Origin of the sequence: Microbacterium sp. AG790 (assembly GCF_003634765.1) — a bacterium.
In the GTDB taxonomy this organism is placed as follows: domain Bacteria; phylum Actinomycetota; class Actinomycetes; order Actinomycetales; family Microbacteriaceae; genus Microbacterium.
The window spans coordinates 29,421-55,162 of record NZ_RBWZ01000011.1 but is presented as its reverse complement, the minus strand read 5'-3'; the positions used below and the strand labels follow the sequence as shown (position 1 = coordinate 55,162).

The 25,742-nt window shown below is 68.5% G+C and carries 26 protein-coding genes and 2 tRNA genes; 17 read left to right on the top strand and 11 right to left on the bottom strand.

Going from position 1 to position 25,742, the window contains the following annotated elements:
- Positions 1 to 106: 106 nt before the first annotated feature.
- Positions 107 to 2,206, bottom strand: coding sequence for a glycogen debranching protein GlgX (gene glgX / locus DEU37_RS12410; RefSeq protein WP_121190962.1), 2,100 nt, complete (start codon positions 2,204 to 2,206; stop codon positions 107 to 109).
- A 54-nt stretch (positions 2,207 to 2,260) separates the two neighbouring features.
- On the opposite strand from glgX, the gene DEU37_RS12405 reads away from it, so the two are divergent.
- The 3 genes from DEU37_RS12405 to ligA all read left to right on the top strand — a co-directional run bounded on the left by DEU37_RS12405 (position 2,261) and on the right by ligA (position 7,000).
- Positions 2,261 to 3,469 carry a cysteine desulfurase family protein gene (locus tag DEU37_RS12405; RefSeq protein ID WP_121190961.1) on the top strand — a complete coding sequence of 403 codons (1,209 nt, stop codon included), beginning with the start codon at positions 2,261 to 2,263 and terminating at the stop codon, positions 3,467 to 3,469.
- A 9-nt stretch (positions 3,470 to 3,478) separates the two neighbouring features.
- Positions 3,479 to 4,576 carry a tRNA 2-thiouridine(34) synthase MnmA gene (gene mnmA / locus DEU37_RS12400; protein ID WP_121190960.1) on the top strand — a complete coding sequence of 366 codons (1,098 nt, stop codon included), beginning with the start codon at positions 3,479 to 3,481 and terminating at the stop codon, positions 4,574 to 4,576.
- 96 nt (positions 4,577 to 4,672) lie between these two features.
- On the top strand, positions 4,673 to 7,000 hold the full coding sequence (ligA, locus tag DEU37_RS12395; RefSeq protein ID WP_121190959.1) for an NAD-dependent DNA ligase LigA: 2,328 nt from the start codon (positions 4,673 to 4,675) through the stop codon (positions 6,998 to 7,000).
- A gap of 6 nt (positions 7,001 to 7,006) precedes the next feature.
- Here ligA and DEU37_RS12390 read toward each other — a convergent pair whose 3' ends face one another.
- Positions 7,007 to 8,725, bottom strand: coding sequence for a long-chain-fatty-acid--CoA ligase (locus DEU37_RS12390; protein ID WP_121190958.1), 1,719 nt, complete (start codon positions 8,723 to 8,725; stop codon positions 7,007 to 7,009).
- A gap of 58 nt (positions 8,726 to 8,783) precedes the next feature.
- Between DEU37_RS12390 and gatC the strand changes: the two genes are divergently transcribed.
- The 6 genes from gatC to DEU37_RS12360 all read left to right on the top strand — a co-directional run bounded on the left by gatC (position 8,784) and on the right by DEU37_RS12360 (position 14,328).
- Positions 8,784 to 9,083, top strand: a complete 300-nt coding sequence (gatC, locus tag DEU37_RS12385) for an Asp-tRNA(Asn)/Glu-tRNA(Gln) amidotransferase subunit GatC (RefSeq protein ID WP_005050276.1) — start codon at positions 8,784 to 8,786, stop codon at positions 9,081 to 9,083.
- Positions 9,080 to 10,591, top strand: coding sequence for an Asp-tRNA(Asn)/Glu-tRNA(Gln) amidotransferase subunit GatA (gene gatA, locus DEU37_RS12380; RefSeq protein ID WP_121190957.1), 1,512 nt, complete (start codon positions 9,080 to 9,082; stop codon positions 10,589 to 10,591). The genes gatC and gatA overlap by 4 nt, the downstream gene beginning before the upstream one ends.
- Entirely contained in the window at positions 10,591 to 12,105 is a 1,515-nt protein-coding gene (gatB, locus tag DEU37_RS12375; RefSeq protein ID WP_121190956.1) for an Asp-tRNA(Asn)/Glu-tRNA(Gln) amidotransferase subunit GatB, read from the top strand. Before gatA ends, gatB begins: the two co-directional genes overlap by 1 nt.
- A gap of 61 nt (positions 12,106 to 12,166) precedes the next feature.
- Positions 12,167 to 13,426: a DNA polymerase IV gene (dinB, locus tag DEU37_RS12370; RefSeq protein WP_121190955.1), complete on the top strand. Its 1,260-nt coding sequence runs from the start codon at positions 12,167 to 12,169 to the stop codon at positions 13,424 to 13,426.
- 22 nt (positions 13,427 to 13,448) lie between these two features.
- Positions 13,449 to 13,769, top strand: coding sequence for a hypothetical protein (locus DEU37_RS12365; protein ID WP_005050282.1), 321 nt, complete (start codon positions 13,449 to 13,451; stop codon positions 13,767 to 13,769).
- A complete protein-coding gene (locus DEU37_RS12360; protein ID WP_121190954.1) occupies positions 13,753 to 14,328 on the top strand; it encodes a hypothetical protein in 576 nt (191 codons plus the stop codon). The genes DEU37_RS12365 and DEU37_RS12360 overlap by 17 nt, the downstream gene beginning before the upstream one ends.
- Positions 14,329 to 14,340: 12 nt before the next feature.
- Here DEU37_RS12360 and DEU37_RS12355 read toward each other — a convergent pair whose 3' ends face one another.
- The 5 genes from DEU37_RS12355 to orn all read right to left on the bottom strand — a co-directional run bounded on the left by DEU37_RS12355 (position 14,341) and on the right by orn (position 16,213).
- Positions 14,341 to 14,826: a DUF2017 family protein gene (locus tag DEU37_RS12355; RefSeq protein WP_121190953.1), complete on the bottom strand. Its 486-nt coding sequence runs from the start codon at positions 14,824 to 14,826 to the stop codon at positions 14,341 to 14,343.
- Complete coding sequence (gene clpS, locus DEU37_RS12350; protein ID WP_005050286.1) at positions 14,823 to 15,107, bottom strand: ATP-dependent Clp protease adapter ClpS; 285 nt, start codon at positions 15,105 to 15,107, stop codon at positions 14,823 to 14,825. Before clpS ends, DEU37_RS12355 begins: the two co-directional genes overlap by 4 nt.
- Entirely contained in the window at positions 15,104 to 15,454 is a 351-nt protein-coding gene (locus tag DEU37_RS12345; protein ID WP_121190952.1) for a metallopeptidase family protein, read from the bottom strand. The genes clpS and DEU37_RS12345 overlap by 4 nt, the downstream gene beginning before the upstream one ends.
- Positions 15,455 to 15,479: 25 nt before the next feature.
- Positions 15,480 to 15,555: transfer RNA gene (locus tag DEU37_RS12340), tRNA-His, on the bottom strand.
- Between the two features lie 34 nt (positions 15,556 to 15,589).
- The gene (gene orn / locus DEU37_RS12335) at positions 15,590 to 16,213 is read right to left on the bottom strand and encodes an oligoribonuclease (RefSeq protein ID WP_121190951.1); all 624 of its coding nucleotides are present in this window, start codon (positions 16,211 to 16,213) and stop codon (positions 15,590 to 15,592) included.
- 86 nt (positions 16,214 to 16,299) lie between these two features.
- Between orn and DEU37_RS12330 the strand changes: the two genes are divergently transcribed.
- Positions 16,300 to 16,371 (top strand) — tRNA-Arg (locus DEU37_RS12330).
- 17 nt (positions 16,372 to 16,388) lie between these two features.
- On the opposite strand, the gene DEU37_RS12325 is transcribed toward DEU37_RS12330, so the two are convergent.
- Together DEU37_RS12325 and DEU37_RS12320 are read right to left on the bottom strand one after the other, a co-directional pair.
- Positions 16,389 to 17,450, bottom strand: coding sequence for a methionine synthase (locus DEU37_RS12325; RefSeq protein WP_121190950.1), 1,062 nt, complete (start codon positions 17,448 to 17,450; stop codon positions 16,389 to 16,391).
- The gene (locus DEU37_RS12320) at positions 17,447 to 18,439 is read right to left on the bottom strand and encodes a putative oxygenase MesX (RefSeq protein WP_121190949.1); all 993 of its coding nucleotides are present in this window, start codon (positions 18,437 to 18,439) and stop codon (positions 17,447 to 17,449) included. Before DEU37_RS12320 ends, DEU37_RS12325 begins: the two co-directional genes overlap by 4 nt.
- A gap of 120 nt (positions 18,440 to 18,559) precedes the next feature.
- On the opposite strand from DEU37_RS12320, the gene DEU37_RS12315 reads away from it, so the two are divergent.
- Together DEU37_RS12315 and DEU37_RS12310 are read left to right on the top strand one after the other, a co-directional pair.
- Positions 18,560 to 19,501 (top strand): LysR family transcriptional regulator, encoded by a 942-nt coding sequence (locus DEU37_RS12315; protein WP_121190948.1) that lies wholly within the window; start codon positions 18,560 to 18,562, stop codon positions 19,499 to 19,501.
- 68 nt (positions 19,502 to 19,569) lie between these two features.
- The gene (locus tag DEU37_RS12310) at positions 19,570 to 19,779 is read left to right on the top strand and encodes a hypothetical protein (protein ID WP_005050294.1); all 210 of its coding nucleotides are present in this window, start codon (positions 19,570 to 19,572) and stop codon (positions 19,777 to 19,779) included.
- A gap of 37 nt (positions 19,780 to 19,816) precedes the next feature.
- Here the strand turns inward: DEU37_RS12310 and DEU37_RS12305 are convergent, their stop codons facing one another.
- A complete protein-coding gene (locus DEU37_RS12305; RefSeq protein ID WP_121190947.1) occupies positions 19,817 to 20,464 on the bottom strand; it encodes a YitT family protein in 648 nt (215 codons plus the stop codon).
- 62 nt (positions 20,465 to 20,526) lie between these two features.
- Here DEU37_RS12305 and DEU37_RS12300 point away from each other — a divergent pair, with 62 nt between their 5' ends.
- The gene (locus DEU37_RS12300; protein WP_121191061.1) at positions 20,527 to 21,942 is read left to right on the top strand and encodes a PLP-dependent aminotransferase family protein; all 1,416 of its coding nucleotides are present in this window, start codon (positions 20,527 to 20,529) and stop codon (positions 21,940 to 21,942) included.
- A 17-nt stretch (positions 21,943 to 21,959) separates the two neighbouring features.
- Here DEU37_RS12300 and DEU37_RS12295 read toward each other — a convergent pair whose 3' ends face one another.
- Positions 21,960 to 22,250: a DNA mismatch repair protein gene (locus DEU37_RS12295; protein ID WP_259457280.1), complete on the bottom strand. Its 291-nt coding sequence runs from the start codon at positions 22,248 to 22,250 to the stop codon at positions 21,960 to 21,962.
- Between the two features lie 207 nt (positions 22,251 to 22,457).
- Here DEU37_RS12295 and DEU37_RS12290 point away from each other — a divergent pair, with 207 nt between their 5' ends.
- The 4 genes from DEU37_RS12290 (at position 22,458) to DEU37_RS12275 (ending at position 25,731) form a co-directional block, all read left to right on the top strand.
- Entirely contained in the window at positions 22,458 to 22,982 is a 525-nt protein-coding gene (locus tag DEU37_RS12290; RefSeq protein WP_121190946.1) for a single-stranded DNA-binding protein, read from the top strand.
- A 19-nt stretch (positions 22,983 to 23,001) separates the two neighbouring features.
- Positions 23,002 to 23,493: a DUF6993 domain-containing protein gene (locus DEU37_RS12285; RefSeq protein WP_121190945.1), complete on the top strand. Its 492-nt coding sequence runs from the start codon at positions 23,002 to 23,004 to the stop codon at positions 23,491 to 23,493.
- 92 nt (positions 23,494 to 23,585) lie between these two features.
- Positions 23,586 to 25,265 carry an energy-dependent translational throttle protein EttA gene (gene ettA, locus DEU37_RS12280; protein WP_061683240.1) on the top strand — a complete coding sequence of 560 codons (1,680 nt, stop codon included), beginning with the start codon at positions 23,586 to 23,588 and terminating at the stop codon, positions 25,263 to 25,265.
- Positions 25,258 to 25,731, top strand: coding sequence for a thioesterase family protein (locus tag DEU37_RS12275; RefSeq protein ID WP_005050305.1), 474 nt, complete (start codon positions 25,258 to 25,260; stop codon positions 25,729 to 25,731). Before ettA ends, DEU37_RS12275 begins: the two co-directional genes overlap by 8 nt.
- Positions 25,732 to 25,742: the final 11 nt, after the last annotated feature.

The window sequence follows — 25,742 nt, the reverse complement described above, 5'->3', positions numbered from 1 at the left end:
GTCGTCGCGCGAGGAGGAACGGAAGAAGCGGAGCGCGTCGTCGAAGCCACGACTCGAACCTACCGCCGAACCCCGAACGGGCACACCACCGCGAGTCCGGGTCGCGTCATTGCATCCGGAACAGGTGAAGCGCGGTACCCGGCAAGGTGAGGACATCGCCCGGGGCGAACACCGGCTCGGTCGTGTCGGGAAGATCCGGCACGCTCGACCAGAGCGACACGTACCCGGCCACGCCGTCGATCGTGGGGAGCGTCACGTCCACCGCGCGCTCGGTGCCGTGCACGACCAGCAGGATCCGGTTCGGATCCTCCTCTTCCGGTGTGGATGCCGCGTCGTACTGCAGGGTCCGGTGCGCGGGATCGGTCCATCGCTCGATCGACATCGTCTCGCCGTTCTCGTCGTACCAGTCGATGACCGATGCGCTGGGCACGACGTGCGCGTCACGCGCGAAACGACGCGGCCGCAGGGCGGGGTTGTCGCGGCGCAACTGGATGAGTCGACGCACGTGAGCCAGCAGGTCGTCCTGCCACGGAGCATGCTCCCAGTTGAGCCAGGTCAGCGGCGAGTCGTGGCAGTAGGCGTTGTTGTTTCCTCGCTGCGTCCGCCCGAACTCATCGCCCGCGGTCATCATCGGCACACCGGCCGACAACAGCAGCGTTCCCATGAGGTTGCGCATCGCCTTTCGGCGCGTCGCCAGGATCGCCTCGTCGTCGGTGCGCCCTTCGGCACCGTGGTTGAAAGAACGGTTCGTGTCGGCGCCGTCGCGGTTCTGCTCACCGTTGCCGAGGTTGTGCTTGACGTCGTAGGAGACGAGGTCACGCAGGGTGAAGCCGTCGTGCGCGGTGACGAAGTTGACGCTCGCGAGCGGTCCGCGCTCGGCGCTGAACGTGTTCGACGAGCCGGCGAGCCGGGTGGCGAAACCCCCGATGCCGACGGGCGACGTCGAGGCGCGGCGGGCGTAATCGATGTCGCTCAGCCAGAAGTTGCGGACGCGGTCGCGGTAGCGGTCGTTCCACTCGGCCCAGCCCGTGCCGAAGTTGCCCGTCTGCCAGCCGCCCATACCGACGTCCCAGGGCTCGGCGATCATCTTCAGGCCCGCGAGCGACGGATCCTCGACGATCGCCCGAAGCAGCGGGTGCTCAGGATCGAACGCGTTGTCGCCACCACGCCCCAGGGTCACGGCCAGGTCGAAGCGGAAACCGTCGATCTGCACGTTGTCGGCCCAGTACCGCAGGGAGTCCAGCACGAGACGCGCGGCGGCGCCCGTCGCCGTGTTGACGGCATTGCCGCACCCGGTGACGTCGATGTAGGCGCCGTCGTCCTGCTGCCGGTAGTAGCCGCGGTTGTCGATACCACGGAAGCTGGATCGCGGTCCGCCCAGACCGAGCTCGGACGTGTGGTTGTACACCACGTCGAGGATGACCTCGATGCCCGCGGCGTGGAGATCGCGAACCATCGTCTTGACCTCGCGCAGCACCGCGTCGGGACCGGCGGCGACGGCGTCAGCGGTCGCGTAGGGCGCATGCGCGCTGAAGAAGTTGAGGGTGTTGTAGCCCCAGTAGTTCGTCAGCCCCTGATTGAGAAGGCGCGGCTCGGTCTCGAACGCGTGGATCGGCAGGAGTTCGACCGCGGTCACACCCAGCCCGCGCAGGTGCGCGATCATCGCCGGATGCCCGAGTCCCGCGTACGTGCCGTGCAGCGCCGGCGGGATGTCGGGGTGCCGTTTGGTGAGCCCCTTCACGTGGGCTTCGTAGATCACCGTCCGGTCCATCGGCGTCTGCGGACGCGCGATCCCGTTCCAGTCGAACTCGTCGTCGACGACGGTCGCGCGCCACTGGCCGATACGCACCGGCACCAGGCCTCGCGCGTAGGGATCGAGGAGCAGGCTCTCGGGGTTGAAGGTCTGCCCGGGGCCGGCCGGACCCGTGACGCGAAGCGCGTAGCACGCGCCGACGCGCAGGTGCGGCGTCGTCACCTCCCAGACGTCGTCGCCCGCGGGGGTCAGCGGGATGCCCGCGGTGATCCAGTCGAGATCGTCCGCGTCGAAGACGACCAGATCGATCCCTGTCGCGTCCTCCGACCACACACGAAGGGTGCCGCCCTCGGGGCCGAGGGTGACGCCGAGCCGGTCATAGGCAGGCCCGAGGAACGGTGCGGGCGTGGCGGGGTGGGCTTCGACGATACGGGACGGCTTCGGGCTGGCCATGCGCTCTAGAGTAGTGACGCGGTGAGTCCGCGTCGTCACGAGTGCGGGAGGGTCATGTCGATCTATCTCGACCATGCGGCGTCGACGCCCCTGCGCGAGAGCGCCCGCGAGGCATGGCTGGCAGCGGCGACGCTGACGGGCAATGCGTCGTCGGTGCACGGTGCCGGGCAGGCGGCACGACGGCTGCTGGAGCACTCGCGCGAGCGTATCGCCGCGGTGCTGGACTGCGACCCGATCGAGGTCGTGCTCACCTCCGGCGGGACCGAGAGCATCAACCTGGCGCTGAAGGGTCTGTGGTGGGGCAAAGCCGACGACCGTGAAGCCGTGCTGCTGCCCGACGGAGAGCATCATGCGAGCATCGACACCGTCGACTGGCTGCGCGCGCGGGGCGCGCGCGTGCGCGCCGTCGCGCTCGACCCGGTCGGCCGCATTCCCCTCGACGGATTCCGGACGGCGCTGACCGCCCCCGCTCCCGCGGCGCTGGCGACCGCCCTGGTCGCCAACAACGAGGTCGGAACCGTTCAGGATGCCGCTCAGCTGGCGGCCGCCGCCGCCGCCGCCGACGTTCCGCTTCACCTCGACGCCGTTGCGGCCATGGGGCACCTGCCGGTGTCGTTCTCCGCCTGGCGCGGAGGCGCCGCGCCCGGCGTCGGTCTTGTCGCGCTCAGCGTCTCGGGGCACAAAGTCGGAGCGCCCGTCGGCACGGGCGCCGTCGTCGTGTCGCGTCACGCCCGCATCGCGGCGCTCCTGCACGGCGGCGGTCAGCAACGCGGGCTGCGCTCGGGCACGCAGGACATCGCCGGCGCCGCGGCGCTGGCTGTCGCGCTCGAGGATGCTGAAGCCGAACGCATCAGCGAGCACGAGCGACTGGTGGCGCTCGGCGATCGACTCTGGTCCGGCATCCGCGCCGCGATCCCGGCTGCCGAGCTGCTGGGCGATGCTCGAGACCGCCTCGCCGGCAACGTGCACGTCCACCTGCCGGGAGCGGTGGGGGAGACGATGCTGTTCTTGCTCGACCAGGAGGGGATCTCGGTCTCGACCGGGTCAGCGTGCCAAGCCGGTGTCGCGGAGCCCTCGCACGTCGTGCTCGCTCTCGGGCGCGACCAGGACGTGGCACGGTCGGTGCTGCGTCTCACGCTCGGGCGCACCACCGTCCCCAGCGATGTCGATGCGCTGCTCGCGGCCCTCCCACGTGCGTACGCCCGGGCGACGAGTGCCGCCCGACCGCGTCGGCTCGGAGCCGAAGGCATGCAGCCCTCGTAGACTGGACCGATGCGTATCCTGGCGGCCATGAGCGGCGGCGTCGACTCCGCTGTCGCCGCTGCCCGCGCGGTCGACGCCGGTCACGACGTCGTCGGGGTCCATCTCGCGCTCTCGCGTGCGGGGGGGACGCTGCGCACCGGAAGCCGCGGCTGCTGCACGATCGAAGACGCGATGGATGCGCGCCGTGCGGCCGACCGGCTCGGCATCCCCTTCTACGTCTGGGACTTCTCCGAGCGCTTCCGCGACGACGTGATCGACGACTTCATCGCCGAGTACCGCGCGGGCCGTACGCCGAACCCGTGCATGCGCTGCAACGAGAAGATCAAGTTCGCGGCCCTGCTCGAACGGGCGCTCGAGCTCGGCTTCGACGCGGTCTGCACCGGTCACTACGCGATCCTCGTCGACGGGCCGGAGGGACGCGAGCTGCATCGGGCGAGCGACGAGGCGAAAGACCAGTCCTACGTGCTCGGCGTGCTCACCGCGCCCCAGCTCGCGCACACGTACTTCCCGCTCGGCTCGACGCCGTCCAAAGCCCTCGTGCGCGCAGAAGCGGCCGAGCGCGGGTTGACGGTCGCCCAGAAGCCGGACAGTCACGACATCTGCTTCATCCCCGACGGCGACACCCGCGGGTGGCTCGCAGAGAAGGTCGGCACGGCGCAGGGCGACATCGTCGACCGCGACGGCGCTGTCGTGGGAAGCCACGGCGGAGCCCACGCGTACACGGTGGGACAGCGTCGCGGTCTGCAGCTGGGCGTTCCCGCATCCGATGGCAAGCCGCGCTTCGTCCTCGAGGTCCGTCCCGTCTCGAACACGGTCGTCGTCGGCCCGAAGGAAGCGCTGGCCACGGCGGAGATCGCCGGCTCCCGTCATAGCTGGGCCGGCCGAGCCCCGGCGGATGCCGAGTTCTTCTGCCATGTGCAGATCCGTGCTCACGCCGAACCGGTGCCGGCGTCCGCGGTGGTCAGCGAGGGCACCGTGACGGTGCGTCCCGAGACACCCTTCGACGGCGTCGCCCCGGGACAGACAGCGGTGCTGTACGACGGCACGCGGGTGATCGGCCAGTTCACGGTCGACCGCACCGTCTCGGCGGTTCCCGTCGCCGGCTGACGGCGCGCAACAGGCGGCATCTGTCGGCGTGGACGACGCAGCGTCCGGGCGCGCCCGGCGCGCGGCGATGTCGGAAGTGCCACCTACACTGGCCGGGTGACGGATGACGACGCCCCCCTTCCGACGAGCCTCGAAGACGCCCGCGACGACGCGGAGCGCCTGATCGACCTCATCCTCGGCGCACGGGAGGCCTACTACGGGCGCGACGCCGAGATCGTCGACGACGCGACCTATGACCGTTGGATGCGGCGGCTGGAAGCGGTGGAGCGCGCCTTCCCCGAGGTGCAAGGCCAGGACTCGCCGACACTGTCGGTGGGCGCCGCCGAGAGTACGATGTTCGCGCGCGTCGAGCACGCCGAGCGCATGCTCAGCCTCGACAACGTCTTCAGCACGGACGAGCTGCGGGACTGGTGCGCGAAGACCTCGGCCGCGGCCGGACGGCAGGTTCGGTGGCTGCTGGAGCTGAAGATCGACGGCCTGGCCATCAACCTCCGCTACGAGAACGGTGTGCTCGTTTCCGCCGCCACCCGCGGCGACGGCCGGTTGGGAGAAGACGTCACCGTCAATGCGCTCCAGGTCGCGGGAATCCCGGCACGCCTCGCCGGTGAGGGGCATCCACCGCTGGTCGAAGTGCGCGGTGAGGTCTACATCCCCGTCGCGGCCTTCGACGACCTCAACGCCCTCCAGGCGCGACTGCGCGAGCGTGTGATCGCGGACGGGCGCGAACGCGGCGGCGACGAAGAGAAGCTCACCCGCAGCGCCGCCCGCCGCTTTCCGGCGTTCGCGAACCCCCGCAACGCCGCCAGCGGCGGCCTGCGGCAGCAGCTCGAGAAGAAGAGCGGCATGGAGCTCGAAGCCGGACGCGCACGCCTGGCGTCGCTGCGGCTCCTCGTGCACGGGATCGGCGCCTGGCCGGCGCCGCCCGTGTCCTCGCAGAGCGAGGTCTACGCGTTGCTCGGGGAGTGGGGGCTGCCGACCAGTGCGTCCTTCCGCACCGCGGACGACATCGACGGCGTGACCGCGTTCGTCGCGCATTACGGCGAGCACCGCCACGACGTCGAGCACGAGATCGATGGGGTCGTCGTCAAGGTCGATGAGCTCGCGCTGCACGACGAACTCGGCGCCACCAGTCGTGCGCCTCGGTGGGCGATCGCCTACAAGTACCCGCCGGAACAGGTCAACACGAAGCTGCTCGACATCGTCGTCTCCGTCGGCCGCACCGGCCGGGCCACGCCCTTCGCGGTGATGGCCCCTGCCCGCGTCGCGGGATCGGTCGTGCGGCAGGCGACGCTGCACAATCAGGACGTCGTCGTGTCCAAGGGGGTTCTCATCGGCGACACAGTGGTGCTTCGCAAGGCCGGCGACGTCATCCCCGAGGTGCTCGGCCCGGTGGTCGAGCTGCGCGACGGCACCGAGCGGGCCTTCGTGATGCCGACCCACTGCCCGGAGTGCGGCGCACCGCTGGCTCCCGCCAAAGAGGGCGACATCGACCTGCGCTGTCCCAACACGCGCACCTGCCCCGCACAGGTGCGGGGACGCGTCGAGCACATCGGATCCCGCGGCGCCCTCGACATCGAAGCCCTCGGCGAGGTCACGGCGGCGGCTCTGACGCAGCCGTCCGCTCCGGCTGCGGCGCCGTTGGTCACCGAAGCCGGCCTGTTCGATCTGACGCTCGAACAGCTCGTGCCGATCGAGGTGATCGTGCGTGACAGCGAGACGGGCGAACCCAAGCTGGACGATGACAGCGGCGAACCGATCACCCGAGCACCCTTCCGTCGGCAGCCCTCATCGGCGGAGAAGAAGGAGGGGCTGACCTCTCCGCAGCCCTCGGCTCAGGCGCTGACTCTCCTGGAGGAGCTCGAGAAGGCCAAGACGAAGGATCTCTGGCGGTTTCTGGTCGCGCTGAACATCCGACACGTCGGTCCCGTCGCTGCTCGGGCGCTCGCGCAGTGGTTCGGGTCCCTGAACGCGATCCGTACCGCCGAACGTGACGCTCTCGCTGCCGTCGACGGGGTGGGCGGCATCATCGCGGACTCGCTCATCGAGTGGTTCACGGTCGACTGGCACCAGGAGATCGTGGATCGCTGGGCAGCGGCGGGCGCCGTCCTGGAGATCCCGGGTCATCCCGGCCCGGGCGCCGCGCTCGCGGCAGGCGGTGTGCTGGACGGCATCACGGTCGTGGCGACCGGAACGCTGGAGGGCTACACCCGAGAGGGTGCCCAGGAGGCGATCATCGCCGCCGGCGGCAAGGCGGCATCCTCTGTCTCCAAGAAGACCGACTTCGTCGCCGCCGGACCCGGGGCCGGCTCGAAGCTCGCGAAGGCGGAGGAACTCGGCATCCGCATCATCGATGCCGCGCAGTTCCGCATCCTCGTCGAGCAGGGGCCCGCCGCCCTCGACACGCTCGCTCCCGACGCGGGCTGATCGCGCTCAGTCGCCGCCGGGCTGGGTGAGGTTCAGCAGGGACTCACGCACCTGACGCCGTAAGACCTTTCCGATCAAGGACTTCGGCAGCTCGTCGACGACGAAGATCCGGCGGGGAACCTTGTAGGGCGTGAGGATGCTGCGCGCGTACTCACGGATGGACTCCGTGTCGACCTCGACCCCGGAGCCGTCGAGCACCACGGCGGCGACGACCTCCTCCCCGGAATGCTCGCTCGGCAGGCCCACGACGGCGGCATCCACGACGCGTGGGTGCTGCCGCAGCGCGTTCTCGACCTCGGTGGGGGCGACGTTGAACCCGCCGGTGATGATGAGCTCTTTGATGCGATCCACGATGCGCACGAACCCGTCGTCGTCGATCTGGACGATGTCACCGGTGCGGAACCAGCCGTCGACGAAGACCTGCTCGGTGGCCTCTGGCTTGCCGTAATACCCCTGGAAGACCTGCGGGCCCCGCACGATCAACTCACCCCGCTCACCGGCGGGAACATCCACGGTCGGCTCGTCGGGGTCGACCACGCGGCATTCGGTGCCGGGAAGGGGGAGGCCGACCGTTCCTGCTTTGCGGTTTTCAGCGACGGGGTTCGCCATGAGCACAGGTGAGCATTCGGACAGACCGTAGCCCTCGACGAGGTACCCGCCCGTCGCCTCCTCGAACGGCACGACGAGATCATGCGGCAGCGCCATGGCGCCGGAGATGGCGACCTCCGTGCCGGCCAGGGACACGCCTTCGGCGCGCGCGGCGGCCAGCAGGCGATCGGCGATCGGGGGCACCAGCGGCAGGAACGTCGCCGGATGCTTCCTCGTCACCTGGAGGACCATCGCCGGTTCGAAGCGCGGGAACAGCACCAGGCGAGCACCCATCGACATCGCGAACGTCAGGCACAGCGTCAACCCGTAGGCGTGGAACATGGGCAGAACCGCGTACACGACGCACCCCTTGCCACGCTGGATCGACGGCACCCATGCCTGAGCCTGCCGCGCGTTGGCCAGGAGGTTGCGGTGGGTGAGCACCGCGCCCTTCGGGGTGCCGGTCGTCCCGCTCGTGTACTGGATGATGGCGACATCGTCGGTGGTCGGTCCGGGCAGGGATGCCGCCAGCGCGTCGGTGCGCGCCAGGTGCTCCCACGGCACAGCCCCGGACACGCGCGTCGTGAGCGCGGCGCGCGACTCTCGGGCCTTCGCGACCGGAAGACGCAGCGCGAGACGCAGCGACAGGGGCATCGCGGTGGTGATGTCGACGCTGACGAGCGTGGTGACGGCGAGATCGGCGGGGAACTCTTGGACCGTGGCGACGACCTTGCTCCAGACGATCGCCGTGCGTGCACCGTGGTCTTCGAACTGCTTGCGAAGCTCTCGCGGCGTGTAGAGGGGATTGTGTTCGACGGCGATGGCGCCGAGACGGAGTACCGCGTAGAACGCGATGATGTGCTGGGGACAGTTGGGCAGCACGATCGCGACGGTGTCGCCTTTGCCCACGCCCCGCTCGCGGAGACCTGCCGCGACTCGATCGATCGCCTCGACGAGGTCGCGATACGAGGTCGTTCGGCCGAAGAACTGCAGGGCAGGCGCGTCCGGATAGTCACGCGCCGACGCCGTGACGATGTCCAGGAGCGAGCCGGTGACCGGTTCGAGATCGTCCGGTACCCCGGCGGCGTAGCTTGCGATCCACGGACGGGGCGGGTCGTAGTGGGGAGCGGGACTCACGCCGGCCAGCCTATCGGCCGTGAGAAGCGGGTCGAAGGGGGCCGACTAGAATCGAGGGGTGTCTGAAATCACCCCTGAACTCGTTCGCCATCTCGGCGTTCTGGCCCGGATTCAGCTCGACGAGCACGAGGTGCAGCGCCTGACGGGGCAGCTCTCCGTGATCGTCGACAACATCGCGAAGGTGTCCGAGGTGGCAACGCCCGACGTCCCCGCGACGAGCCATCCCATCCCGCTGGAGAACGTCTTCCGTCCCGATGTCGTCGGACAGATGCTGACGGTGGAGCAGGTGCTGCAGAACGCGCCGGATGCCGCCGACGGACGGTTCCGTGTCACCGCGATTCTGGGGGAGGAGCAGTGAGCGATCTCACACGGCTGAACGCCGCAGACCTGGCCGCGCGCTTGTCTTCCGGCGAGGTGTCCAGTGTCGAAGCGACGCAGGCGCATCTCGACCGGATCGCCGCCGTCGACGGCGATGTGCACGCCTTCCTCCACGTGAGCGACCACGCCCTCGACGTGGCGGCAGACATCGATCGTCGCCGCGCCGCCGGTGAGTCCCTGGGCGAGCTCGCGGGCGTCCCGCTCGCGATCAAGGACGTGCTCGTCACGACGGACATGCCCTCCACCAGCGGATCCAAGATCCTCGAAGGCTTCCTCTCGCCCTACGACGCCACCGTCGTCGCGCGTTCGCGCGCCGCCGGCCTGGTGCCGCTCGGCAAGACGAACATGGACGAGTTCGCGATGGGATCATCGACGGAGCACTCGGCGTACGGCCCCACCCACAACCCGTGGGATCTCGATCGGATCCCCGGCGGCTCCGGCGGCGGATCGGCGGCCGCCGTCGCCGCGTTCGAGGCGCCGCTGGCTCTCGGCTCCGACACGGGCGGATCGATCCGCCAGCCCGCGCATGTCACGGGAACCGTCGGCATGAAGCCGACGTACGGTGCGGTGAGCCGGTTCGGCGCCATCGCACTGGCCTCCTCCCTCGACCAGGTCGGTCCGGTCTCCCGTACCGTCCTCGACTCGGCGCTTCTGCACGACGTCATCGGCGGTCACGACCCGCACGACGCGACGTCGCTGACCGACAGCTGGCCCTCCTTCGCCACGGCCGCTCGAGAGGGTGCCGCCGGCGCCGGTCTGGCGGGCCTGAAGATCGGCGTCATCCGCGAGCTGCCCGACAGCGGCTTCCAGGCGGGCGTGTCGGCGTCCTTCCGGGCAGCGTTGGCTCTCCTCGAGGCGCAGGGCGCGGAGATCGTCGAGGTCAGCGCCCCGCACTTCGAGTACGGTGTCGCCGCCTACTACCTGATCCTCCCCGCGGAGGCCTCGAGCAACCTCGCCAAGTTCGACTCCGTGCGCTTCGGCATGCGGGTGGAGGTTCCGGGCGGCACCGTCGAAGACGTCATGGCCGCGACGCGCGACGCGGGCTTCGGCGACGAAGTGAAGCGTCGCATCATCCTCGGCACGTACGCGCTGTCGGCCGGCTACTACGACGCCTACTACGGCAGCGCCCAGAAGGTGCGCACCCTCATCCAGCGTGACTTCGACACGGCTTTCGCCGACGTCGACGTCATCGCCACGCCGTCGGCTCCGACCACCGCGTTCAAGCTGGGCGAGAAGATCGACGACCCGCTGCAGATGTACCTCAACGACGTCACCACGATTCCGGTGAACCTGGCCGGCGTCCCCGGCATCTCGATTCCGTCGGGCCTCGCAGAGGAGGACGGGCTGCCCGTCGGCATCCAGTTCATCGCCCCGGCGCGCCAGGATGCCCGGTTGTATCGCGTGGGTGCGGCCGCCGAGGCCCTGCTCGTCGACTCATGGGGTGGTCCCTTGCTGGACCGCGCCCCGCTGCTGGGAGGGAACCGCTGATGGCTAAGGCCGCACTGATGGACTTCGACGACGCGCTGAAGCTGTACGAGCCGGTGCTCGGCTTCGAGGTGCACGTCGAACTCAACACCGAGACGAAGATGTTCTCGCCGGCGGGCAACCCGGCGCACGCCGCGAACCACGATGCTGCCCCCAACACGCTCGTGGCACCCGTCGACATGGGCCTTCCGGGTTCGCTCCCGGTGGTCAACGAGACCGCGGTGCGTTTCTCGATCAGTCTGGGGCTCGCCCTCGGATGCCAGATCGCCCCGTCGAGCCGCTTCGCCCGGAAGAACTACTTCTACCCCGACCTCGGCAAGAACTACCAGATCTCGCAGTACGACGAGCCCATCGCCTTCGAGGGGCAGGTCGAGGTCGAGCTGGCCGACGGGACGATCTTCGAGGTGCCCATCGAGCGGGCGCACATGGAGGAGGATGCCGGCAAGCTCACGCACGTCGGCGGCGCCACCGGCCGTATCCAGGGGGCGGAGTACTCGCTCGTGGACTACAACCGCGCCGGTGTGCCGCTCGTGGAAATCGTCACGAAGCCGATCTTCGGGGCCGAACATCGGGCACCCGAGCTGGCCGCCGCGTACGTGCGCGCGATTCGTGACGTGGTGCTCTCGCTCGGCATCTCGGAGGCGCGCATGGAGCGCGGGAACCTCCGATGCGACGCGAATGTGTCTCTGCGACCGCGCGGGCAGGAGAAGCTCGGAACGCGCACCGAGACCAAGAACGTCAACTCGATGCGTTCCGTCGAGCGCGCCGTGCGCTACGAGATCCAGCGTCAAGCAGCCATCCTCGCCGCGGGCGGGACGATCACGCAGGAGACGCGGCACTGGCACGAAGACACCGGGACCACGTCGCCGGGTCGACCCAAGTCGGATGCCGACGACTACCGCTACTTCCCGGAGCCCGACCTTCTTCCCGTCGCGCCGCCGACGGAGCTCATCGAATCGCTGCGCGCCGCGCTGCCGGAGCCGCCCGCCGCGCGTCGGCGCCGCCTCAAGGCCGAGTGGGGCTTCGCCGACATCGATTTCCAGGGAATCGTGAACGCGGGTCTGCTCGCCGAGGTGGATGCGACCGTGGCCGCCGGGGCTTCGCCTGCCGCCGCGCGGAAGTGGTGGATGAGCGAGATCTCGCGCCTCGCCAACGCGCAGGGCGTCGACGCCTCATCGCTCGTCACTCCGGCTTCGGTCGCGGCGCTGCAGCAGCTGGTGGATGCCGGCACGCTCACCGACAAGCTGGCCCGTCAGGTGCTCGAAGGCGTCATCGCCGGCGAAGGCACGCCGCAGGAGGTCGTCGACGCGCGGGGCCTCGCGGTCGTCTCCGACGACGGTGCACTGATCGCCGCGATCGACGAGGCCCTCGCCGCGCAGCCCGATGTGTTGGAGAAGATCCGCGACGGCAAGGTGCAGGCCGCCGGTGCGGTCATCGGTGCCGTCATGAAGGCGATGAAGGGTCAAGCCGACGCCGCACGCGTCCGCGAGCTCGTCCTCGAGCGCGCGGCGCAGTAGGCGCGACCGTCCACGTTCTCGGTGTCGCCGCGATGTCGGCGGCGTCACCGAGAATGGACACATGGGACGGGGTGACGGGTCGGGACGGGTCGTGTCGCCGCCCGGCGCCGACGACACCGGTACGCGCATTCTTCATGTCGACATGGACGCGTTCTATGCGTCCGTCGAAGTCCTCCACGATCCCTCGCTGGCCGGCAAGCCGCTGATCGTCGGCGGTATGGAGGGGCGCGGGGTCGTCTCCAGCGCCTCCTACGAGGCTCGGCGCTTCGGCGTGCGATCGGCGATGGGTGTCGCTCAGGCTCTCCGGCTGTGCCCGCACGCGATCGTGGTCACTCCGCACTTCGAGAGGTATGCGAGTCTGTCTCGTCAGGTGATGGCGATCTTCCACGACATCACCCCGCTCGTCGAACCGCTCTCGATCGATGAGGCGTTCCTCGACGTGTCCGGCGCCCGACGGCTCTGGGGATCTCCCGGCGAGATCGCCCGGATGCTCCGAACCCGCGTGAAGGCGGAGACGGGGCTTGTCTGCAGCGTCGGCGTGGCGGCCACCAAGCATGTCGCGAAGATCGCCTCCACGCGCTCGAAGCCCGACGGCCTCCTCATCGTCAGCGAGCCCGACACGGCCGCCTTCCTCGCCGCACTGCCCGTATCGGCGCTGTGGGGAGTGGGACCGAAGGCCGCGGAGACGTTGGAGGGCCGCGGCATCCGACTCGTCTCCGACATCCTCGCTTCCCCGCGGGCCGTCCTGGATCGCGCGCTCGGGCCCGCCGGTGGAGAGCGCATCTGGCAGCTCGCGCACGGCATCGACCCTCGGACGGTCGAGACGCAGCGCACGGAGAAGAGCATCGGACATGAGGAGACCTTCCTCACCGACGTCGCCGATGCGGCGGTTCTTCGCAGCGAGCTTCGCCGGTTGTCCGACCGCGTGGCGGCGCGTCTGCGGGGCGGCGGCTGGCGCGCGGGAACCGTCGCGCTGAAGCTGCGCTACGCCGACTTCACCACGCTCTCGCGTTCTCTGTCGCTCGCGGAGCCCTCGGACGTCGGGCAGCGGATCGGCGACGTCGCGATCGGCTTGTTCGAGGCCCTGGAGCTGACCCAGCCGGTCCGTCTGATCGGCGTGCGCGCAGAGAAGCTGCGCGGCGGCGACGGCGGCGCCGTACCGCTCTGGGACGACGATGCCGAGTGGCGCCGCGTCGATGCCGCCTTGGACGACGCGCGGGAGCGCTTCGGCGGGGGAGCGGTCACCCGGGCCAGCGTGCTCGGTCCGCGCCGTGACGTCAACGCCCTGCCGACGAATCCGCGGCTCCCTCGCACCGAGTGAGGTTCCGGGCTACGGTGGGACCATGCCCAATCTCGCACTCGAACTCGGCAAGCAGTCCGCATCGCTCGGCGTCAACAGCGTCTACGGCGAGCAGCAGGACGTCGACGGCATCCGCCTCATCCCCGTGGCGCTGTCGTGGTCGGGCTTCGGCGCCGGCGAGGACGAGAGCGGCAACAACGGCGGGGGCGGGGGCGGCTTCGCGGTTCCCCTCGGCGCCTACATCCGCAAGGGCGACGATCTGCGCTTCGAACCGAACCTCGTGTCCCTGCTCGCGGTGGCGATCCCGTTCGTGTGGGTCGCGGGACGAACTCTCAGCCGCATCATCCGTGCCCTCAAGCGCTGACGAGGTCGATGCGGCCCTCGCGGGCGTCGTGGAGCGCATCGAGGCCGCCGTGTCGGACTTGGCACCGGAGATCATCCCGATCGTGCTGATCGATGGCCGATCCGGTGCGGGAAAGTCGAGCGTGGCGCGGCGGCTGCGCGAGCGATGGCAGGGCCCCGTCACCGTGATCGGTCTCGACGAACTGTATCCGGGTTGGGACGGGCTCTCGGCCGGGGCCACGCTGGCTCGGGAGTTCATCCTGACCCCCCTCAGCGAGGGCAGAGCGGCCGCGTGGCGTCGCTGGGACTGGGCAGCGGATGCCCCCGGAGCCGAGGTTGTCACGCCGGCAGGCGTGCCTCTCATCCTCGAAGGAGCGGGGGCGCTCACACCGCGCACCGCGCGCCTTGCGCACGTGCGCGTGTGGTTGGAGGCGCCGGAAGACAGCCGGCGCGATCGCGCGCTCACGCGCGACGGCGACACGTATCGCCCGCACTGGAGCCGCTGGGCGGCCCAGGAGGAGCATCACCTCCGCACGCATCATCCGCAGTCGCTTGCGACGATCGTCGTCGACGTGCCGTGAGGGTCGCGATGCTCAGTCGTCAATCGCCTGGAGCAGGCCCTCCAGGCGGAAGCCGAGCCAGTTGTACACACCGAAGCGAGGGTCGTCGTCCTGCTCCTCCTCGGTCGTGATACCGAGGCGGGTCGCCATCACCAGTCGCACGGCCGTGAGCGTTCGCAGCCACGCCGTCACGGCCCCGGCATCCAGTTCGACGATCACCTCGACCTCGGCGTCCGCGCGGTCCAGGTCTTCCGGCCGCAGGGGCCGCCCGTCGCGTTGCAGCGTCGTCAGAACGACAGCGGCATCGTCACGGCGCCGGTCGAGGAGGTCGTCCTGCGTCAGGCGGCGAAACTCCGCGGCGTCATCCGGAGCATCACGGTAGCCATCGGGAACGAGGCGTGCGATCGCCGGATCGTCGGTGCGATCGATGGACTCGGCGAGCAGATCGGTGAACTGCAGGACGAGGTCGGTGAGGTGTGCGGCTTCCAGAGCGGACACCTCCATTCGCACCGCCGTCATGTGTCCGCCCTCCTCACGGTGGCCCAGAGTCCGTAGTCGTGCATCGCCTGCACGTGGAGTTCCATCTGCTCGCGCGCACCTTCGGCCACGACCGCGTGACCCTCGTGGTGCACCAGGAGCATCAGGCGCTCGGCGTGCTCGCGGGTGTACCCGAAATAGGTGCGGAAGACATGCACGACATAGCTCATGAGGTTGACGGGGTCGTTCCAGACCACGGCCTGCCAAGGGCCTGCGATCTCCGTGCGCTCGTCACGGCGAACATCCTCGAGGGGAATCGTCATGCCCAGCCCAACTCGTGCAGACGCTCGTCGTCGATCCCGTAGAAATGCGCGATCTCGTGGACGAGCGTGGTGTGCACCTCATCGCGCAGCTCCGCGATCGACGCGCACGCGTGCAGATGCGGCTCACGGTAGACGATGATCCGATCGGGCAGTTCCCCCGTGCCGTAACGGTCGCGTTCGGTCAGCGCCAGGCCGTCGTAGAGGCCCAGAAGGTCGAGGGAGCCGTCCTCGGGCCTATCGTCGACGACGAAGACGACGTTGTCCAGCCCGACGAGCATGCGCTCGGGCAGCAGATCGAGCTCGTCGGAGACGAGAGCCTCGAACGTGTCGGCATCCATCTCGATCATGTCGACATCCCGATCGGGGAGAAAGTGGGGTGGCTAACGGGGCTTGAACCCGCGACCCCCGCGACCACAACGCGGTGCTCTACCAACTGAGCTATAGCCACCATGCGCCTGCTTCCAGGCAACCAGACGATTGTATTACACACCGGAGGCGTACGACGACACGACGGCGGCCGCCGCGTCGCGTGCCTGGTCGCTCGAGGGGCCTGGCTCGGGAACGAAGACGGCCTGACGGTAGTACGCCAGCTCGCGAATCGACTCGAGGATGTCGGCCAGAGCGCGGTGTCCGCCGTCCTTCGTCGGCGCGTTGAAGTACGCGCGCGGGTACCAACGACGCGACAGCTCCTTGATGCTCGAGACGTCGACGCTCCGATAGTGCAGCCATCGATCGACACGCGGCATGTACTTCGCCAGGAACATCCGGTCGGTGCCGATGGTGTTTCCGGCCAGCGGCGCCTTGCCCTCGGGAGCGAACCGCTGGATGTACTCGAGGGCCTCGAACTCAGCCTCGGCGAGGCTGATCCCGCCCGGGATCTCCGCAAGCAGTCCCGAGCTCTCGTGCATGCGCGTGACGAAGTCGTTCATGTTCGCCAGCGCCGAGGCATCGGGCTTGATCACCACCTGGAAGCCGGGATCGAGGACGTTGAGCTCGAAGTCGGTGACCACGATCGCGATCTCCACGAGTTCGTCGACCTCCAGATCCAGTCCGGTCATCTCGCAATCGATCCAGACGAGGCGGTCGTTCTCCGCGGCATTCACCATGCGTTCATCCTAATGAGGGGCGGCGACCTCGACGGCGACGCGTCACGATGAGCGGCAGGCGGAGGACCACAGTACGCTGGGGGAGCGCCTCCGTAGCTCAGTGGAAGAGCGACGGCCTTCTAATCCGTTGGTCGCAGGTTCGAATCCTGCCGGGGGCACCGAAGCGGGCACGCCGTCAGGCCTGAGCCCCTCCCACCTCGTCGCGCACGAGGTGAGCGCCGGCCGACAGTGCACTGAGCTTGGCGAAGGCGACATCGCGCGGCAGCGGAGCCATACCGCAGTTGGAGCTGGGGATGAGCTTGTCGGCATCGACGAACGGGAGCGCCCGCCGCAGGACCTGGGCGACCTCCTCCGGCGTCTCGATGCGCGCGCTGGCGACATCGAGGGCACCGAGCATGATCTTCTTGCCTCGGATCAGTTCGATGAGCTCGATCGGCACGTTCGAGTGCTGACTCTCCAGCGAGACGATGTCTATGCTCGAGCGCTGCAGCAGCGGAAAGGACTCCTCGTACTGACGCCACTCGGATCCCAGCGACGCCTTCCATTCGGTGTTCGCCTTGATGCCGTAGCCGTAGCAGATGTGCACCGCGGTCTCGGCGCGCAGACCTTCCGCGGCGCGTTCGAGCGTAGCGATTCCCCAGTCCTTCAACTCGTCGAAGAAGACGTTGAAGGCGGGCTCGTCGAACTGGATGATGTCGACTCCGGCGGCTTCGAGCTCGCGCGCTTCCTGGTTGAGGATCGTCGCGAACTCCCACGCGAGCTTCTCGCGACTGCCGTAGTGCCGATCCGACAGCGTATCGATCATGGTCATCGGTCCCGGCAAAGCCCACTTGATGGGGCGATCGGTCTGACCGCGCAAGAACGCGGCATCCTCGACGAACACCGACGCCCGGCGGCTGACCGCGCCGACCACCGTCGGCACGCTCGCGTCGTATCGGTTGCGAATGCGCACGGTCTCTCGTCTGTCGAAATCGACGCCGTCGAGGTGCTCGATGAAGGTCGTCACGAAGTGCTGACGTGTCTGCTCGCCGTCGGTGACGATGTCCACGCCGCGCCGCTCCTGCTCGTGCACGACGGCGCGCAGAGCATCGCGTTTGCCGTCGGCGAGCACACCTTCCGGCAGCTGCCAGGGCGACCACAGCACTTCGGGCTGGGCGAGCCACGCCGGCTTGGGGAGGCTCCCCACCGAGGTGACCGGCAGCAGCGGCGGGCGAGAAGCGGTGCCGTCGCCGTTCATGCGACGGGCTCCGCGACGTCGGCGATCCACCGCTGGAGCGTCTGCCGGTGCGGCTTCACGAAGTACTCCTCGGCGTAGCGGCCCTGGGACACGGCGAGCTGACTGCGCTCCTCACGGTCGTAGTCGATGTCCGTGCGGACGAAGTCGACCTGGTCGAGAGTGGGGCGATACACCTCTCCGGCGGCGCGGACGGCGTTGTACACCTCGGGACGATAGATCTTCTGGAACGTCTCCATCGTGGCGATCGTCCCGATCAGCTGCAGGTCGGAGAAGTCGTTGAGCAGGTCGCCGCGGAAGTAGAACGCCAACGGCGCCACGGCGCCGCGCGGCATGAAGTACCGCACCTCCAAGCCCATCCGGGCGAAGTACTCGTCGGTCAGCGAGAAGTCGTCCTGCTGGTACTCGGCACCCAGCGCCGGATGTACGAGGCCCGTGCGGCGGTAGGTTCGGCTCGTCGACACACTGATGCAGATCACCGGAGATCCCACGAAGCGCTGCCGATAGGCATCCGATGACACAAAGCGCTGGAAGAGCTGGCCGTGCAGGACACCGAAGTCCTCCGGAACAGTGAACGTGCCGGCAGCGGCTGTCGCCGCGGGGAGCACGACGCTGAAGTCGTAGTCGCGCAGATACGAGGAGAAGTTGTTGCCGACGATGCCGCGGTGGCGTTCACCCGTGCGACGATCGAGGATGCCGACGTCGAGAACCTCGATGATGGGGAAGCGTTCGCCGCCGGCCGTGTCGTCGAACTGGAGCTGCACGGTGACGATGTCGAGTTCGACGCTGTAGGTCGCCGCACTCGGGTCATCGGGAACGGCGAGCTCGTTGAACCGGCGGTCGATCATCGAGAGCGCGTTGCGAAGGTTCTGGCGCCGTCCGGCGCCACGCGCGAGATTCGCGAAGTTCGTCGTGACACGCGAATGGGCAGCCGGTGCGTAGTCTTCGTCGAAGCGGGTCGTCGTGATGCTGAAAGCGATGTCGTTCGCCATGCGAAGGCCAATCCTGGACAGGGGCCGGATACGGCCACGAATGATGCTGCTCCGAGCATGCGTGACGACGCGGGTCATCGGGTAATGCATCCAAGCTATGCGGGGATATAGCCTGCTGCTATGTCACGCTCATCGATCGGAATCACCCTGCAGCACCTGCAGTACTTCATCGAGGTCGCCGCGGAGGGATCGATGAGCGCCGCGGCCGACCTGCTGTTCGTCTCCCAGCCGACCATGTCCGCCGCGATGCGAGACCTCGAAAGGAAGGTCGGCCGCGACCTCCTCCTACGGTCCGCTCGCGGTGTGACCTTGACCCCCGACGGCATCGAGTTCCTCGGCTACGCCCGGCAGGTGGTCGAGCAGGCGGCCCTGCTCGAACAGCGCTACCTGGGCACGCCGCCCTCCCGACGCCTGCTGGGCGTGTCCACCCAGCACTACTCCTTCGCGGTCGACGCCTTCGTCCGGATGGTCACAGCGACGGACGCGACCCAGTACGAGTTCTCGCTGCGCGAGACGCGCACCTTCGACATCATCGAGGACGTTCGCACGCTGCGCAGCGAACTCGGCATCCTGTTTCGCAACGAGTTCAACCGCAACGTCATCGGAAAGCTCCTGCGCGACTCTGGACTGGCGTTTCACCCGCTCTTCGTCGCCGCGCCGCACGTCTTCGTCGCGCGCCGCAATCCGCTCTCACGGCAGCAGAGCGTGAGTCTCGACGACCTCGCGTCGTTGCCGCGGCTCACCTTCGACCAGGGGGCGAACAACTCGTTCTACTTCGCCGAAGAGATCCTGTCGACACTGTCGAGCTCTCGGGAGATCCGCGTGTCCGACCGCGCCACGATCTTCAATCTGATGATCGGCTTGAACGGGTACACGATTTCGACGGGCATCATCAGCGACGACCTCGATCCCGAGATCGTCGCCGTACCCCTCGACGTCGACGAGCACATCGAGATCGGGTGGATCGGGCGTACGGCGGTGCCCCTGACCGACCAGGCTCAGCGTTACCTCTCAGAGCTACGCGAGGTCGTGGCCGGCTTCGGCATATCGGTCGTCGGCTGACGGCACGGGCGACCCCTCGAAAGTTCTCCCGCAAGCGCGTACCGTCGGCGGTGACGAGAGGAGTCGCCATGACCTCGGCATCATCCACACTGTGGGTCGCATACGGCACGGAGGGCAATGTCGTCGGTACGGTACGAAAGAGCGAGGACGGCTACACGTCAACCGTCGCCGGCGCCGCTGCGAGCGTCGGCACGTATCCGTCGATGGAGGTCGCGAAGAACGCCCTCCACAGCCACCTTGCTCCCGGCTCCGACTGGCCACAGTTCCGCGAGCACTGAGCAACGGGCACGGAGGGTCGGGCTGTGAGTGATCGCTTCAGCCCACTGCCCGGGCGTTCGCTGCGGTGATCTCCGTCGTGGCGGGAGTCCGAACGGCGACCTGCGTGTCGCCGCGCCGGGCGTCCAGCAGCCGCAGTGCGATGTGCACCAGCGGGCCGATACCGGCGGCGAACAGCACCGTGCCGAGCCCCACGGTGCCGCCGAGGAGCCAGCCCACCAGCAGAACCGTCGCTTCGATCGTGAGTCGACAGACCCAGAGGGGCCATCCCAGCCGGGAGTTCATCCCGGTCATGAGGCCGTCGCGAGGGCCCGGCCCCAAGCGGGCTCCGATATAGACCCCGGATGCCAGCGCAACCAGCGCCATACCCCCGAGGAATACCGCCACCTGAGCGCCGAGGCCCCCCACCTCGGGCAGGACCGAGATCGTCAGCTGCATGCTGGTGCCGACGACGAGGATGTTCGCAACGGTGCCGATACCCGGACGTTGCCGGAGCGGGATCCACAGCAGCAGCACCAGCAGACCGACGAGGTTCGTGATCCATCCGATGCCCACACCGGTCTGCACCGACAGCCCCTGCGCGAAGACCGTCCACGGATCCACGCCGATGTGCGCCTGCACCATGATGCCGCAGCCGACACCGTAGAGAACGAGCCCGATGAGCAGGCGAGAAAGACGTGCTGTCATGCGACAATCCAATCTCATAATTGGACACTCTTCAGCAGTCCAATCCGGATAGAGTGGCCGTCATGGACTCGAGGATCGGCGCGCGGGCGTTCGCCGGGATGCTGGGCGGGTGGCGCACGAGGGAGCCGGCGTATGAAGCCCTCGCCGACAGCATCCGCATCCTGTGCCTGGATAACCGCATCGCCGCGCACACCGCCCTGCCCTCCGAGCGAGAACTCGCCGCGGCGCTGTCGGTGAGCCGAACAACGGTGGCGGCCGCCTATCGCAGCCTGCGTAACACCGGTCACATCGCGAGCGTGCGCGGGTCGGGAAGCGTGACGACGGCTCGGCCGGGTCGCGATATCGGCGGCGTGGCGGCGACGACCGGTGCAATCGATCTCCAGCAGGCCAGTCCGGCAGCATGGCCGGGGCTTGCCGGCGTCTTCGCGGATGCCGCGGCAGACGCCGCGCGCATCGTTGCTCGCTCAGGCTATGACGTCCGCGGCGCAATCGAGCTCCGCCAAGCCATTGCAGAGCGCTACAGCGCGCGCGGAATCCCGACGACGCCCGCCCAGATCATCGTGACGACGGGTGCGCAATCGGCGATCCACCTGCTCTCCACGGTGCTAGTCGTCCGTGGGGACCGCGTCGTCATCGAGACGCCGACCTATCCGCACGCGGCAGAGGCGATCCGGGCTGCCGGCGCACGGCTGGTGGCCGTGCCCGTCACGACACACGGGGGATGGGACCTCGATCGCACGGCGCAGGTCTTCGCACGCACACAGCCGCGCATGGCGTATCTGATGCCGCGTTTTCAGAATCCGACGGGACGCTCGATGACGGCTGCCGAAGAGGCGGCTTTCGCACACGCCGCGCGCGGCTCACGCTCCACCCTCGTCATCGACGAGACGACCGCAGATCTGGCCATCGACGGCCCCGCCGATCCACCGGCATTCCGCCACGACGCGGTCGTGCGCGTGGGCTCGCTCGGCAAGATCGTCTGGGGCGGGCTGCGAGTGGGCTGGATCCGCGCCGACGTCGACCTCGTGCAGCGCATCGTCGCGGCGCGCCCCGCGCGCGAACTCGGCACGCCCGATTTCGAACAGGCCGTGGCCACGCGCCTCTTCGCCCACCTTCCAGAGATCCTCGCGCAACGCTCGCTGCTGCTGAGATCGGGCCGCGATGCCCTCCTCGACGCACTCTCGCGCCGCCTGCCGGAGTGGAGGACTCCGCGGGTGGACGGGGGCGTGGCGCTCTGGGTGGAGCTTGACGCACCGCTGAGCACAGGACTGGTGCTCGCGGCGCGCGCCCACGGCGTCTACCTGTCTTCGGGGTCTCGGTTCGGGGTCGACGGACCGCACGACCGGCATCTGCGCCTGCCGTTCACCGCGCCTCCGGACGAGCTGCGACGTGCCGTCGACACCCTCGCCGACGCCTGGCCCTCGGTACGAGCCGCCGCGCCCGTGAACGGCGGCGAGATCCTCGACGCCGTGATCTGACGAGCGCAGCGCGGGCCTCAGCGCAGATACGCGAGGCACTCGACCGCCTCGTCGAGCCTGCAGAACGAGCCCAACTCGCGCATTCTGGCTCGGGCGAACTCGAAGCGCTCCGCGTGAAAGCGCACGCCCTGCGTCGACTGCTCGCGCCGCACATGCCCGATCACGACGCCGCGTCTGTCGATCACCCGCCACCGCCGATCGGACACCGCGCGTAATGAGCACCCGCGCGCCGAACGAGGCAGGACGCTCGCTGTACTGGTCATCTCGCCACCCCTCACCGTTGATGTGATCGAAGATACGTTCGACATCCGACATTGTCGGCGCGCGGCGCTCCCCGACGAGCGGCCGCCACCTCCTCCCCACCGCTCTCCCTCGGCACTGTCTCCACAATCGGGTCTTCCCGCGCGTCGACGAGCGCCCTCGGGTCGGACGCTGGGGGTGCTGCAGCGCACGCAGGCACGCCAGCGCCGCAGCGTCGCCCGGATCGACCGGGCAACGAGCGAAGGAGAATCATCATGAGCGATCGCATCACCGTGATCGGCAACGTCGCGTCCCAGCCCGAGCGTCGGGAGTTGCCGGGCGGGATCCCCGCAATCAGCTTCCGACTCGCGAGCAGCGAACGTCGGCTGGAGAACGGCCAGTGGGTCGACAGCCACACCAACTGGTACTGGGTCTCGGCGTACCGGAAACTGGCCGATCATGCCTTGGCGTCACTGCAGAAGGGGCAGCGCGTCATCGTCACCGGTCGCTTCCGCGTGAAGCAGTGGGAATCGGGCGGCAAGAGCGGGTCGTCGGCCGAGATCGACGCCGAGGGACTCGGCCACGACCTCATGTTCGGGACCACGACATTCCGCAAGGGGGAGTCGTCCGCGACACCTCCGCCCGCCGCGGACGACTCCGGGTGGGCTGTGCCCGGCGATACGCACTCCAGCCCGGCGTCGGGGGCGGAGAGCGACGCCGCGTCCGAGCAGCCGGCGGAGGCCGTCCTCGTGGGCGTGGGCGGAGGGGACCGGGATCGCGAGGACACGACCCCGTTCTGACGCCGCTTAGACTCGTGTCGTGCGAAACGTCGGTCAGCGTGCGGTCCCTCTCCCCATCGCTGCATGCATCGGTGTCGCGCTCCTGCTCAGCGGCTGCACCGGCGCGACTCCCGCGCCCACGCCGACGACGTCGGTGTCCAGCACGCCCACAGCGACGCCCACACCGACTCCGACGGGGCCGGCACTGCAGACGAACGGGTCTGCGACGCAGAACCTGCCCTACTTCGCATCGATCGTGAACGCCGTGGCGGCGGGGCCGCAGGCGACGCAGGGACGGGCGTACATCGACGCCCTCACCGCCGGCGGGTTCGACAAGTCCGCCATGGAGGTGACGCGGGATCTGACGACGGTCGGCAATCAGGCCGACTCGATCCAGTTCTCGGTGAAGTGGAAGGGTGAGTGCCTGGTGGGGCAGGTCGGCCCGTCGGTGCCCGGCCCGCAGACACGCGTTCTTCCGCTCGTGCCGGAGGGCACGTGTCTCATCGGACAGACCCGCCCCATCGACTGGTGACAGGCCTGCCCGCGTGGCCGACCGCCGCGGGGGAGAGCGAGAGCCGCCCGCACGCCGTGGAGGTCACCACGGCCGCGTAGACTTGGCCCGTTATGGCCGAATACATCTACTCCATGGTCCGTGCCCGCAAAGCGGTGGGCGAGAAGCTCATCCTCGACGACGTCACGATGGCGTTCCTCCCCGGCGCCAAGATCGGCATGGTCGGCCCCAACGGCGCCGGCAAGTCGACGATCCTGAAGATCATGGCCGGTCTGGACGCGCCGTCCAACGGTGAGGCCAAGCTGACGCCGGGCTTCACTGTCGGCATCCTGATGCAGGAGCCCGAGCTCGACGAGACCAAGACGGTCCTGGAGAACATCCAGGAGGGCGTGGCGATCAAGGCCAAGGTCGACCGCTTCAACGAGATCTCGGCGCTGATGGCCGACCCGGACGCCGATTTCGATTCCCTGCTGGCCGAGATGGGCGTGCTGCAGGAGGAGATCGACGCGGCCGACGGATGGGACCTTGACTCACAGCTCGAGCAGGCCATGGATGCGCTGCGCACCCCGCCCGCGGACGAGCCCGTCACCAAGCTCTCCGGTGGCGAGCGCCGTCGTGTCGCGCTCGCCAAGCTGCTCCTGCAGAAGCCCGACCTGCTGCTGCTGGACGAACCCACCAACCACCTGGACGCAGAGAGCGTTCTCTGGCTCGAACAGCACCTCCAGTCGTACAAGGGCGCGGTCATCGCGATCACCCACGATCGGTACTTCCTCGACAATGTCGCGGAGTGGATCGCCGAGGTCGACCGCGGCCGGCTCATCGGTTACGAGGGCAACTATTCGACCTATCTGGAGAAGAAGGCCGAGCGCCTCGACATCCAGGGCAAGAAGGACGCGAAGCTCGCCAAGCGCCTCAAGGACGAGCTCGACTGGGTCCGTTCCTCGGCGAAGGGGCGTCAGACGAAGTCGAAGGCTCGTCTCGCCCGATACGAAGAGATGGCGTCCGAGGCGGAGCGTACGCGCAAGCTCGATTTCGAAGAGATCCAGATCCCGGCAGGTCCCCGCTTGGGCAGCGTCGTCATCGAAGCCAAGAAGCTCCAGAAGGGCTTCGGCGATCGCTCCCTCATCGACGGGCTGAGCTTCAGCCTGCCCCCGAACGGCATCGTGGGTGTCATCGGCCCCAACGGCGTCGGAAAGACGACGCTGTTCAAGACGATCGTGGGCCTCGAGCCGCTCGACGGCGGCGATCTCAAGGTCGGCGAGACGGTGAAGATCAGTTACGTCGACCAGAGCCGCGCCAACATCGACCCGAACAAGACGCTGTGGGAGGTCGTCTCGGACGGCCTCGACATCATCACGGTCGGCAAGACCGAGATCCCCTCGCGTGCCTATGTGTCGAAGTTCGGCTTCAAGGGTCCGGACCAGCAGAAGAAGGCGGGGGTGCTCTCCGGCGGTGAGCGCAACCGTCTCAACCTGGCGCTCACCCTGAAGGAGGGCGGCAACCTGCTCCTGCTCGATGAGCCCACCAACGACCTCGATGTCGAGACGCTGAGCTCGCTTGAGAACGCCCTCCTGGAGTTCCCGGGCTGCGCGGTGGTGATCACCCACGACCGGTGGTTCCTCGACCGCATCGCGACCCACATCCTCGCCTACGAGGGCACCGACGAGCACCCCGACAAGTGGTACTGGTTCGAGGGCAACTTCGAGGCGTACGAGGCCAACAAGATCGAGCGCCTCGGCCCGGACGCAGCCAACCCGCACCGTTCGACCCACCGCAAGCTCACCCGTGACTGAGCGACTGCACGTCCCCATCCACCTGCGATGGGGCGACCTCGACGCCTTCAACCACGTCAACAACGCGACGATGCTGAAGCTGCTCGAAGAAGCGCGTGTGCGGGTGTTCTGGACGCCGGTCTTCGGCGACGAAGCACCCGACACGGCGGTGATCGAGGCGGGTACGGATGCCGGTGTGCTGACGCTCATCGCTCATCAGGAGATCGAGTACCTCGCGCCGGTGCCGTACCGGCGCGAGCCGCTCGACATCCAGATGTGGTTCGGAAAGCTCGGAGGATCGAGCATCGAGGTCTGCTACGAGGTCTACAGCCCGCGCGGCGACGAGCGTCAGACGCTGTATGCGAAGGCATCCTCATCCGTCGTGCTCGTCGAAGCAGACACCTTCCGACCGGTGCGACTCACCGACACGATGCGTGACGCGTGGGCTCCCTACCTCGGTGACCCGGTGTCGTTCCGGCGGCGCTGACAGCGCAACGA

Bases quoted from the DNA above. Each gene is read 5' to 3' on its own strand.
- glgX (WP_121190962.1), bottom strand. From the start codon at position 2,206: ATGGCCAGCCCGAAGCCGTCCCGTATCGTCGAAGCCCACCCCGCCACG.
- DEU37_RS12405 (WP_121190961.1), top strand. From the start codon at position 2,261: ATGTCGATCTATCTCGACCATGCGGCGTCGACGCCCCTGCGCGAGAGC.
- mnmA (WP_121190960.1), top strand. From the start codon at position 3,479: ATGCGTATCCTGGCGGCCATGAGCGGCGGCGTCGACTCCGCTGTCGCC.
- gatB (WP_121190956.1), top strand. From the start codon at position 10,591: ATGGCTAAGGCCGCACTGATGGACTTCGACGACGCGCTGAAGCTGTAC.
- dinB (WP_121190955.1), top strand. From the start codon at position 12,167: ATGGGACGGGGTGACGGGTCGGGACGGGTCGTGTCGCCGCCCGGCGCC.
- DEU37_RS12365 (WP_005050282.1), top strand. From the start codon at position 13,449: ATGCCCAATCTCGCACTCGAACTCGGCAAGCAGTCCGCATCGCTCGGC.
- DEU37_RS12355 (WP_121190953.1), bottom strand. From the start codon at position 14,826: ATGACGGCGGTGCGAATGGAGGTGTCCGCTCTGGAAGCCGCACACCTC.
- clpS (WP_005050286.1), bottom strand. From the start codon at position 15,107: ATGACGATTCCCCTCGAGGATGTTCGCCGTGACGAGCGCACGGAGATC.
- DEU37_RS12345 (WP_121190952.1), bottom strand. From the start codon at position 15,454: ATGATCGAGATGGATGCCGACACGTTCGAGGCTCTCGTCTCCGACGAG.
- orn (WP_121190951.1), bottom strand. From the start codon at position 16,213: ATGGTGAATGCCGCGGAGAACGACCGCCTCGTCTGGATCGATTGCGAG.
- DEU37_RS12325 (WP_121190950.1), bottom strand. From the start codon at position 17,450: ATGAACGGCGACGGCACCGCTTCTCGCCCGCCGCTGCTGCCGGTCACC.
- DEU37_RS12320 (WP_121190949.1), bottom strand. From the start codon at position 18,439: ATGGCGAACGACATCGCTTTCAGCATCACGACGACCCGCTTCGACGAA.
- DEU37_RS12315 (WP_121190948.1), top strand. From the start codon at position 18,560: ATGTCACGCTCATCGATCGGAATCACCCTGCAGCACCTGCAGTACTTC.
- DEU37_RS12310 (WP_005050294.1), top strand. From the start codon at position 19,570: ATGACCTCGGCATCATCCACACTGTGGGTCGCATACGGCACGGAGGGC.
- DEU37_RS12305 (WP_121190947.1), bottom strand. From the start codon at position 20,464: ATGACAGCACGTCTTTCTCGCCTGCTCATCGGGCTCGTTCTCTACGGT.
- DEU37_RS12300 (WP_121191061.1), top strand. From the start codon at position 20,527: ATGGACTCGAGGATCGGCGCGCGGGCGTTCGCCGGGATGCTGGGCGGG.
- DEU37_RS12295 (WP_259457280.1), bottom strand. From the start codon at position 22,250: ATGTCGAACGTATCTTCGATCACATCAACGGTGAGGGGTGGCGAGATG.
- DEU37_RS12290 (WP_121190946.1), top strand. From the start codon at position 22,458: ATGAGCGATCGCATCACCGTGATCGGCAACGTCGCGTCCCAGCCCGAG.
- ettA (WP_061683240.1), top strand. From the start codon at position 23,586: ATGGCCGAATACATCTACTCCATGGTCCGTGCCCGCAAAGCGGTGGGC.